We start from the raw sequence: 10668 nt of genomic DNA, 5'->3' as shown, positions 1-10668 counted from the left end.
GCCATCTCTTGAAATCCCAAAAAATGCACACTTTTTCCGGTATACCCTTCAAAACCCTTGCACTTTTTTCCTGATTTTCCACCTGAAACCCTTGATTTATCAAGGTTTTAAGTTTATTCAGCAAACCCTAAATAAACCACATTTTGATTTAGGTTTCGCGTCAACAATATAGGCGCGTTCGCGAAGCGTGCTGGAAGCATCAGCATTCGGACAATTAATTATCGGTTTTTACCTAAGACTATCATCCGAATGCTTCGCCCTGACTGTGGTCTAAAGACAATTCATTGACATGAAACTAAAAAAAGTTGGGGATCTTATCCTTTAATTATTTTTGGGAAGCCAGTTAATATCAAGTAATTGTTCGAGAGTATAAGGACAATTTTCTGGAAATGAAATGTTATAACCTGTCTTTTGTCTTACATATTTGAGTGCTTTTTCATAAATTATGGATTGATTTTCCTGTAAATGATTTTTGAAGTTTTTGGTTAAATCTTCATTGATTTGAGTCCTAAAACTCAAAATTTCTGCTTGCCAATGATTAGCATTATAATCATATTCATTATGCCAATATTGCAGTAGCAGTAAATGTCTGATAATTTGTTCAAGGAATCTTTCTAATGTTTTCTTTTCTCGCCGACTCAATTCTTCTAATTCCTCAATTAAATGATCCTTGTCTAATTTTTCCCATTGGTTTTGTTTTAAAAATTTAATCGTTTGTTCTAACCATTGATCATATTCAATCTCATAAAGAGATGCTAAATCATCTGTGATTTTCATTGCTGATCTCTACCTAATTTGCTTCTTATACTTTCAATTATGTATTACCTTCTTCAACAACTGAGGAATTTGAGCAGGATATTCAGCCACAGGAACTTGTGCAGCTTGGAAAGCCGCTAATTTACTTTGAGTCGTGCCAAAATTGGGATCACGTTTCACAACGGTTGCTATATTTCCTGTTTGATGCCAATATTTGTTTGGCGGTGCGTGTCTACCTGCAATATAAGCAATGACTGGTTTATCAATAGCTTCAGCAATGTATCTTGCAGCATTTTCTTCACTTTCTCCCCCTGGTTGGCCGACTACAACTATTGCTTCTGTAGTTTCTTCCTCATCCAGAATTTGCAACCATTGAGAAAAGGAAGAACCGACAATAGCATCACTACCAATACTGACACTAATCGACTGACCTAAACCAGCTTTGGTTAATTCCCAGGCTACCTCATAAGTCAGGGTACTACTACGGCTAACAATTCCCACAGATCCAGGGGTATAAAATTCACTAGGTTGAGTGCCTAAGAGAATTTTACCAGGAACAATAATTCCTGGACTGTTAGGACCTACTAGCAAAATTTCATGACTTTCTGTAGTGCGGAGTAATTTCACCATATCTAAAGGTGGTACACCAGCAGAAATAATAATTATCTGTCTAATATTAGAGGCGATCGCTTCTAAAGCTGCATCCAAAACTTGATAAGGATGGACACAAATAATGGTTGTATCAATTTGTCCAAATTTTGAGATAGCTTCCTCTACTAAGTCAAAAACTGGCAAACTGTAGATTTTCTTTCCACCACATCCAGGATCAACACCAGCTACTAAATTAGTGCCATAAGCCTTCATTTGAGCAATATGAGTTGCTGATATAAATTCACAAAAACCCTGAATTAAAACTTTACTGTCTGGTTTTAAGTTCATAAAATTTAGTTATTGGGAATTGGGAATTGGGAATTGGGAACAGGGAACAGGGAACAGGAAAAGAGAAATTTTTAATTTTTAATTTTTAATTGCTTTGTTACCTGTCACCTGTTACTACTTCTTGTAAGCTGGTAACTTAGCTAGACAGACTGCTTGTTGAACAGCCTCATCTAAATTTTCTACTACTATCAGCGTCTCAGTTTCAGCTTTGAGTTGAGCTAAATATTTCCTAGCTTGATCAAAATCAAAACCAGCAAGACGGACAACCAACCTGGGTAAGTTTTTCGGTTTATATTTACTTCCGTTAGACGTATAAGATTTGAGTTCTTTTGGATCTAGTTGGATAAAATTAGCAATTACTTCTGGCATCTGAGAAACTTGAGGAATAGAACCCAAAAAGTTAATCAGAATCACTTGAATGCTTTTATCAGCAGCCAACATTTTTAAACCACTTTCCAGGCGATCGCAAAATGTCGTCGGTTCAGTATCAGTCAAGAAAGAATGTCGTAAATTTAAAGATACACCTGGTTTACCACCCGCATTAAAAACTGCATCCAAGGTTGTCAACACCGAACCCGTACCATTGCCCAATATACCTATTTTGCCGTGTATTTCTAACCCATCCCAATTACCCAAGATACTGTTGATCTTGCTATTTTTATGACGGCCAATCATTTTTGCCGCCATTTTGGCTATTTCTGGATGTCGGTTAATTGCTCTTTCATTAACTCTAACTTTACCATTGAGTGCCATAACTTGCCCAGAAACACTAACAGCTAGAGGATTTATCTCTACTAAATCTAAGTCCTTCTGCACAAATAACTTATACATTTTTTCTACAATATCACTTACCGACTGCATCAGCGCACCCTGTAAGCCCATTTTCAAAACCAGTCTTCTGGCATAAAATGGCGAAAATTCCTGTTCTACCACCACATATTGCATTTTCTCCCCTGGAGATTCCCAATCAATATCTGGTTCTTTGCAACCTAAAAGCACTGGACGACAGATAGCGGTATCTAAAACCACGGCCAGATAAAATTCATCCTTGGCATCATACTTAGTTTCTGCCAGTAAAACCTCTGGCAATTCTCCCCAAATTGGTAAATTAAAGATATTTTGGGCAGCTGCGATCGCATCAATGGTGGTTTCCACAATTCTGACTCCACCAGCTTTAGCCCGTTCATCTGCGTGTACTTGCGATTTGAGTACAATCGGATAGCTAATTTTTAAACGTTTTAAATCTGTAGGATGGTCAATTCGTTGAGATGGTAAAACAGGAATGCCCATCTTATCAAACCATTCTTTAACTTGGTACTCCAATAAATCCATTGGTACACACCTTGTATTAACAATTTCAAATCTAATTTTTATTGCTGTCTCATCGTTTTCACAGCACTTTATTTATATAATCACGCTTCGGTTTGCTAGAAAATTGATTTGGCAAGAATCAATTTTATCGAATTAAGTATAAGTAATAGTGGTACACTCAATTCTCAAACCCCAACCGCTGCTATTTGGTTGATTAGACCTTTTGATCCTCCTTGGTCAACTTGCCAGTCTAAAAAATTACTTGGATCTTCTTGTATATTTTTTCCTGGATAATTTATACTCGCATTTGTATTGTCTAATTTATGATCTAGTAGTATAAAAAAGCAGAATCCTAAACCATTGCTGCTCACTCGCTTTCTGGTAAAAGATGGAACTTTGTGTTAAAAACTAGTTCTCTGGGACAGGAAACCAAGGTTCAGCCTTGAGCAAAATCAAATACTTATATATTAAAACACCAGTATATGATTGGGTTTTGTCAAACAGTTAGTAAAACCATCTATTCTGAATGTGACAAAGACCAGAACTTTATTTCATCTACTCCAAGATAATAAAAACTATAAAACTATATACAACATTAGCAGTAGACATTATGAAAGATAAATTCCCAAAAGAAGATATCCAGCATTTAACCAGTATTTTACAAGAAAAACTACTGGTAGAACTTCCATCTGTCCCAGTTCTCCAGGTAAGATGCGCTGTCCAGAAAGACGCACTGATGATTTTAACTCAGCACCCTCCAGGTATAGCAGTTGATAGCCAAAAAATCTTTGCCATCCTTGAGGAATCGCTCCAGTGGCAATCTCAATATCATGATCAAAGGGTGCAATTTTATGTCAGGGTTTCAGGAGAAAAACTACCCTATACTAAACATTCAATCACTATCAAGGCTAAGAAAATACAGAAAGAGCAGCAAATTACGTCCCTGGAAACAAGCAATGGCTTTAATAACGGTGCTGCTAAAAACCAGCTAACTTTTCCCCCACTGGAAATTCCTGATCTCTCATCTCCTGTAACCGATGTTCATATATCGGATCATCCATTTAGTTTACTAAAAGATGATCATATCTTGGATCATCCATTGAGTTCTCGAACCGAAGAAAATATTTCTGATTCTACCTTTAGTTCCGATCTTTCATTTGGCTCAGATAATTCATTAAATTCAGATACCATACTAAGATCAGAGGCATTATTTAACTCGGATGCTACATTTAGCTCAAATAGCTCATTGTTCAATGAGAGTGAGAATGAGTTAGCCGAAGAAGAAAAACTTGACCCATTTACAGGGACAGAAAGCCTAGCAAAACGCAAAAGACAGCCGATATCATTACCACTCCCACCTTTACCCATCCTCTTAGGAGGAGTCTTGGGAGTGACTGTCATTTGCGGAGGCGGTGCTTTTTTTCTGAATCGTGCTTGTGTGATTGGTGAATGCAAAGAATTACAAACAGCCGATCAGTTAAAAAGCAACTCTCAGCAATCAATCCGTACAGCTAAATCTACACAAGAACTAATAGCACTACAACAGCAGCTGGATAAAGTTATTTCTGATCTCAAAGTAATTCCCCAATGGTCTCCACGTTATCAGCAAGCGCAGGAACTAGCTGCCAGTTTTTCTAACCAATTAACAAAAATTAACTTAGTAATCAAAGCTTTACAAGCCGCCGCCGCCGCAGAGCAAAAAATTCAAACTCCCGCAACTAGCTTAGATGAACTTCGCAGCAGACAAATTTTATGGAGACAAGCAATTATACCACTGGAAGCTATTAAACCTAGTCATGAACTATATAGTTTGGTGCAGGCAAAATTACCCAAATATCACAGCAATTTAAAAGCGATCAATCAGAAGTTACAGAATGAAGAGTCATGGCAGAAAAAACTTACCACAGCCAAAACTGTAGCTAATTCAGCCAACCAGCGTCAAGCTACTGCTAAATCCGGTAATGATTGGCAAAGAGTACAATTTGCTTGGCAACAAGTAATTAATGATTTGAAAAGTATTCCCGCCACCAGCACAGCAAATGAGGAAGCCAAAAAACTGTTAGCGGAATATCAACCAAAACTCATACTGGCACGCAACCGCGCTACCAGAGAAATAGCAGCAGCCTCCACTTTTCAACAAGCTACCAACTTTGCAAATCAAGCTAAAGTATTCGAGGCGAAAAATCAATGGACACAAGCAATAGCATCTTGGCAACAAGCTATACAGACGGCTAAACAGGTTGCTCAAGATAGTTCCATCTATAATCAAGCACAGTCGCTCATTCAAACCTATTCTACTAGTTTAGGACAGACACTGGAAAAACAGCAACTCTATGGTAACTTGGCACAAAGTCAGGCTGATTTAAGCAAAATCTGCGTCAGTGGCATACGTTTATGCACTTTCACAATTGAAGAACAACCCAAAGGACGTATTATTGTCCGTTTAACCCCGGAGTATGACCGAAGACTGCAAACTCCTACTCCTGATATACAAAATCACTTCCAAACTTTGCAACAGGCTTTAGGAGTCATCAGTGAAAATGCCAACCTCCCCCTATTTCTCTACAATTCCCAGGGAGAAGAAAGGTATATGAGGAATCCGTAATAATTCATAATTGGTGACTGGTGACTGGTGACTGGGGAAGAAAATTTTAGATTTTAGATTTTAGATTTTAGATTTTAGATTGGAATTGACAAAAACAATCCAAAATCCAAAATCCAAAATCCAAAATTGAATTACCAATTACCAATTACCAATTACCCATCCCTAAAAACCCAAATAATTTTGTAAAGCTTGGCGCATTTCGGTTACAGGAATTTCTTCATTTTGTAACCAGATTTTTAATGCTGCTGCACCTTGTTGAACTAGCATTTCTGAACCATCAATGGGAATTGCACCTTGTTTTTCTGCTATTTGTAAAAATTTTGTTGGTTTGGGAATGTAAATTAAATCATAAGCAATTGCACCTGAAGGTAATTTAACCATTTCCTCTGCACTTAAAGGAGATTCATTGACATGAGGATACATCCCGATGGGAGTAGTATTTACTAACAAATTAGCTTGGGGAATTAAGTTTGGTAATTCTTCCCAAGTATGAACTTGAAATTTATCTGCAAAGGGTGAATTTTGCCAACTTTCATTAAATGCTTTTAACTTATATATGTTCCTTCCTACTATATGAATTGCTGAGAAACCTAGTTGAATACAACCAGCAACAACCGCCCTCGCAGCGCCACCATTTCCTAAAATTACTGCGGTTTTCTGACTCCAATCTTGATGATAGGTGGTTTGTAAAGGTGCGATAAACCCTTCTACATCGGTATTTGTTCCTACCCAAATGTCACCTTGACGAGTGACGGTATTAACTGCACCTATAGCTTGAGCAATGGGGTAAATTTCTGATAATAAAGGTATTATTGCCTGTTTATGGGGAATTGTTACACTAAAACCGACAACACCAATAGCTGCAAAACCGGCGATCGCAATTTCTAAATTTTCTGGTGCAATAGGAAAAGGTAAATAAACATAATCTAACCCTAATTTACTCAAAGCTGCATTGTGCATCATTGGTGACAGGGAATGTTCTACAGGATGGCCAATAACTCCCAAAAGTTTAGTTTTTCCAGTGATTTTCTGAAGATAATTATTCTCTTGCTGATTCATAAACATCATGTTTTTTAAAAAACGTATTGCAATTATACTTATTTTTGGTAACTTCCCCAAAAAAATAACCCGGTTGCATTAAACAACCAGGCTAAATGCCAGATATTAAATGAGATTAAATTAATACATCAACCCAAACAACACTTGACACTTCCACTTCATCACCGATGATGAAATAGTCAATACAAAAGTAAGGGTAATTCATGAATTACCCCTACGCAAAAATCAGGTTTTGAGTTCAATCTTGCGTAAGTCAAGTCCTAAAATATGTTGACTCATGTACGGGTTTAGCACTGCTAAACCCCTACTGAATCCTTACCTAAATCTTAATTTTCACCCAAGTTTATTTTCACAACTTTGTTCTTTTCTTCCACCAATTTGGGTAAATTCAGATGCAAAATACCATCTTTATAATCGGCGGTAACTTTGGTATTTTGAATAGGTACAGGTAGAGGAATTACACGCTGAAATTGACCATAATAAAATTCACTTTTGGTTTTAGCTTTATCTTCTTCTTTGTGTTGAAACTTCCGTTCACCGCTAATAGAAACTGCATCTTCTGTAACTTGAATATCTAAGTCTTTAGCTTCCATACCAGGAACTTCTAACTTGAGAATTACTGCATCATCAGTTTCAATTATTTCCGCAGCAGGAATTTTCGGGACATTAGTTAACTCTTTCAAAGTATTAGGTATAAATCCTTCTACTAAAAGATTAACGCGACGTTCTAAGGTGTCGATTTCTTTCCAGGAGTTGTAACGAATAACTGTCATATACTTTTACCTCTATATTGTTGGTTGTTTGTTTGTTTGAGTTGTTTTTATCAACTCTTTGATTATTATCTTAGTGAGGTTCAAAAATAATGTAAATCCGGTTTTTATCACTTATTAAATGATGATTACCGAACCGATATTTTCGATTATAAATATTTTCGGTTTACGCGAATATTTCTGGTTCGGTTTACACGACAAATATCAATTGAAAATTAACCAGATGGGTGGCTTTGATCAAAAATTCACCTCAATACTTTTCCATTAATTGTCAGTTAAGGTTTTAATCCCCCCAACCTCCCATTCAAAGAATGCCTAAAAATCCGTTTGTTTCCCCTTTTTTCAGGGGGATAATGGGGGATATCCAATATTTACAATACGTCAGTCTCGTTAACCGAACCGTATTGCTGTGAGCTTAATTAGTTTATTAATTGTTTAAATAAATAAATAAATAAATAAATAAATAAATTGACTGTTAATTATCATACATGATATATTATACAGGTGCATACAATTTTATTGAATGATTACGAAATAAATCAAAAATTAAAACACATAAATTTATACGTTTTAACACCATGCTACCTATAATTACGGAATTTAGCATTTTGACTTTAGTCATATTTTTTTCTCTTTCCCTGCGATACCTGATTGTATCTTTCTTGTTATATTGGTTGCTGTGGATTCGCAGACCAGAGTCTTGGGAAAATCGTCGTCTTCAAGATATCAATAGACGCAAAAACAAAATCTCCACTGAAATTAAATGGTCAATTTTATCCTGTCTTATTTTTTCACCCTTAGTTGCTTTGACGATGAAAATCATAGAAACTGGACATACCAAAGTTTATTTTGATCCTCTAGGATATGGGTGGTTATATTTACCTTTAAGCCTGTTTATATATTTGTTTTTGCACGACACTTATTTTTATTGGACACATTTCTGGCTACATAACCCTAAAATGTATCGGCGGTTTCATAAGGTCCATCATGAATCTATTAACCCAACACCCTGGACTTCCTTTTGCTTTGATCCATTTGAGAGCATAATTCAAGCAATTATTATTCCGATTTTGCTTTTGATCATTCCCATTCACATTAGTATGTTAGTTTTGTTATTGATCTTGATGACTTTATTTGGCGTGATTAATCACACAGGTTATGAGGTTTACCCAAGTTCCTGGATGCGCGGTTTTTGGAATCAATATTGGATTACACCTACCCATCACACTTTGCATCATCACAAGTTCAATTGCAATTATGGTCTTTATTTTCGCTTTTGGGATAAGTTGATGAAAACAGATGTGATGAATAATTAGTATTATATAATATAATACGTAAAAGCTGTAGAAATTTTTATTTTATACAGTAAAATGAAAATAAATACATCAAAAAACACTTAACTTTAATTTAGATAATGCAGACAAATATAGCACCCTCTACAAATCCAATTTCCGGAAAATACTGGCAATGGCGAGGACACAATGTATACTATGTACAAGCGGGAGAAAAACAACCCCAGCGCCCCTCTTTGCTTTTAGTACATGGCTTTGGTGCTTCTACTGATCACTGGCGTAAAAATATTACTGGACTTTGTGCAGATTTTCAAGTATTTGCTATTGATCTTTTAGGGTTTGGACGTTCAGCAAAACCGAAATTACAGTATAGTGGGGATTTATGGCGTGAACAACTGCGAGATTTTATTAGTGAAGTCATTGGTGAAAAAACAGTTGTAGCGGGTAACTCTCTTGGTGGTTATGCTTGTTTATGTGTGGGTGCAAAATATCCTGATTTGGTTGCGGGGGTAGTATTACTTAATAGTGCAGGTCCATTTTCGCAAACGGAAGGGGAACAAGTGCAAATGCAACCTGCACAAAATCCCTTACAGAAATTAATTGGTAACACTGTCAAATGGACTTTTAAACAACGTTTATTTCAGGCTTTATTATTTCAATATGTGCGTCAACGTTGGGTAATTCGTCGTACTTTAGAAAAGGTTTATTTAGATAAAACTGCAATTACTAATCAATTAGTTACAGAAATTCAACGTCCAGCTTATGATCCAGGTGCTTTAGATGTTTTTGTGTCTGTTTTTAGCACTCCCCAAGGGGAAAAAGTTGATGTTTTACTCAAGCAATTAACTTGTCCTTTATTATTGTTATGGGGTGAAGCTGATCCTTGGATGAAAGCGCGGGAACGTTCCCAAAAGTTCCATGAATATTATCCCCAATTAACAGAATATTTTATCAATGCTGGTCATTGTCCCCATGATGAAGCACCTGATCAAATAAACCCTCTTTTCCGCGATTGGGTTTTATCTATTACTAATTGATAATTGATAATTGACAATTGATAATTGATAATTGATTCATTCAGGGTTTAAAGCTTCCCCTTTTTTATGGGGAAAAAGATAAAAGCTTGCCATTTTTCCATTCAATCCTCTTCCTTCTAGAACACCGATTCATTAATCGTAAGGGCGAAGGATTCGGACAGAATATGAACTGGTTTCAGCGATAGGTTATGACCCGAATGCTTCGCCCCTACAAGGTAAAAACAGATTACCTAGCATTACTGAATCGACGTTCTAGGGAAAGTTAATTGTCAATTGTCCATTGTCAATTGTCAATTGATAAAAACCTAAAAACCTGATCAGGGTTGACCAGGTTCTAGCGAATTGATTAGTTTCAAATTTTTGGGATTAAGTAAGTGATTGAAATTCAATAACTAGGGGTGGACAATCTCACAAGTTTAGCATTTTCCTGTTTTTCCGCTTAGGGATTTGGCGCAACTATAGATAATAGTCGGAATGCCACTTTAAGTTGTAAATCCTAAAACTTGTTTGGGCTTTTGACGGGGGACACTTATGTCATTGCCCGATGGGGTTGGTTGTTCTTGTTCTGTGTCCTTCTGAACTTATGAATATAATCTAGCATTCTTTTTTTCTGATGCAATGACTTGTTTACGAAAGTTGATATTTTGTCTCATTTAGCAACATTGGGAGTAGTTGACAGGTGACAGGTGACTGGTGACTGGTGACTGGTGTCTGGTGTTTGGTGACTGGTCACTACTGACTGGTGCCACCTGACTGGTGGCGGGCGACTCGGGACTCCTGATACACAAACAGAGCCTGGTGTCTGTCTTCTGCTTTTAAGACGACCATCACCACTACCATCCACTCTATATCTTCTGTCCGCACACCGACCAGTAGCCCCTCATCCCACTTTACCATTC

General features: G+C 36.7%; 9 protein-coding genes. 3 read left to right on the top strand and 6 right to left on the bottom strand.

Annotation, left to right across the window (positions count from 1 at the left end):
- Positions 1 to 321: 321 nt before the first annotated feature.
- The 3 genes from FFR48_RS20725 to FFR48_RS20715 form a co-directional block, all read right to left on the bottom strand.
- Positions 322 to 777 (bottom strand): DUF29 domain-containing protein, encoded by a 456-nt coding sequence (locus FFR48_RS20725; protein WP_137668678.1) that lies wholly within the window; start codon positions 775 to 777, stop codon positions 322 to 324.
- Between the two features lie 33 nt (positions 778 to 810).
- Entirely contained in the window at positions 811 to 1695 is an 885-nt protein-coding gene (locus FFR48_RS20720) for a succinate--CoA ligase subunit alpha (RefSeq protein ID WP_096567637.1), read from the bottom strand.
- A 114-nt stretch (positions 1696 to 1809) separates the two neighbouring features.
- Positions 1810 to 3027 (bottom strand): succinate--CoA ligase subunit beta, encoded by a 1218-nt coding sequence (locus tag FFR48_RS20715; RefSeq protein WP_137668677.1) that lies wholly within the window; start codon positions 3025 to 3027, stop codon positions 1810 to 1812.
- Positions 3028 to 3616: 589 nt separating this feature from the next.
- Here FFR48_RS20715 and FFR48_RS20710 point away from each other — a divergent pair.
- On the top strand, positions 3617 to 5611 hold the full coding sequence (locus FFR48_RS20710; protein ID WP_137668676.1) for an ATP synthase subunit B family protein: 1995 nt from the start codon (positions 3617 to 3619) through the stop codon (positions 5609 to 5611).
- A gap of 162 nt (positions 5612 to 5773) precedes the next feature.
- Here FFR48_RS20710 and FFR48_RS20705 read toward each other — a convergent pair whose 3' ends face one another.
- Together FFR48_RS20705 and FFR48_RS20700 are read right to left on the bottom strand one after the other, a co-directional pair.
- Positions 5774 to 6670: a shikimate dehydrogenase gene (locus FFR48_RS20705; protein ID WP_137668675.1), complete on the bottom strand. Its 897-nt coding sequence runs from the start codon at positions 6668 to 6670 to the stop codon at positions 5774 to 5776.
- A gap of 326 nt (positions 6671 to 6996) precedes the next feature.
- Entirely contained in the window at positions 6997 to 7443 is a 447-nt protein-coding gene (locus FFR48_RS20700) for an Hsp20/alpha crystallin family protein (protein WP_137668674.1), read from the bottom strand.
- Positions 7444 to 8048: 605 nt separating this feature from the next.
- On the opposite strand from FFR48_RS20700, the gene FFR48_RS20695 reads away from it, so the two are divergent.
- Positions 8049 to 8756, top strand: coding sequence for a sterol desaturase family protein (locus tag FFR48_RS20695; protein ID WP_236104133.1), 708 nt, complete (start codon positions 8049 to 8051; stop codon positions 8754 to 8756).
- Between the two features lie 98 nt (positions 8757 to 8854).
- Positions 8855 to 9769, top strand: a complete 915-nt coding sequence (locus FFR48_RS20690) for an alpha/beta fold hydrolase (protein ID WP_137668672.1) — start codon at positions 8855 to 8857, stop codon at positions 9767 to 9769.
- Positions 9770 to 10418: 649 nt separating this feature from the next.
- Here the strand turns inward: FFR48_RS20690 and FFR48_RS20685 are convergent.
- Positions 10419 to 10613: a hypothetical protein gene (locus tag FFR48_RS20685; RefSeq protein WP_162501925.1), complete on the bottom strand. Its 195-nt coding sequence runs from the start codon at positions 10611 to 10613 to the stop codon at positions 10419 to 10421.
- Positions 10614 to 10668: the final 55 nt, after the last annotated feature.

It is taken from the genome of Sphaerospermopsis reniformis, from assembly GCF_005402885.1.
GTDB lineage: Bacteria > Cyanobacteriota > Cyanobacteriia > Cyanobacteriales > Nostocaceae > Sphaerospermopsis > Sphaerospermopsis kisseleviana.
Note: the sequence above shows the minus strand (reverse complement) of the source record. Positions and strands in the feature narration are given on the sequence as shown.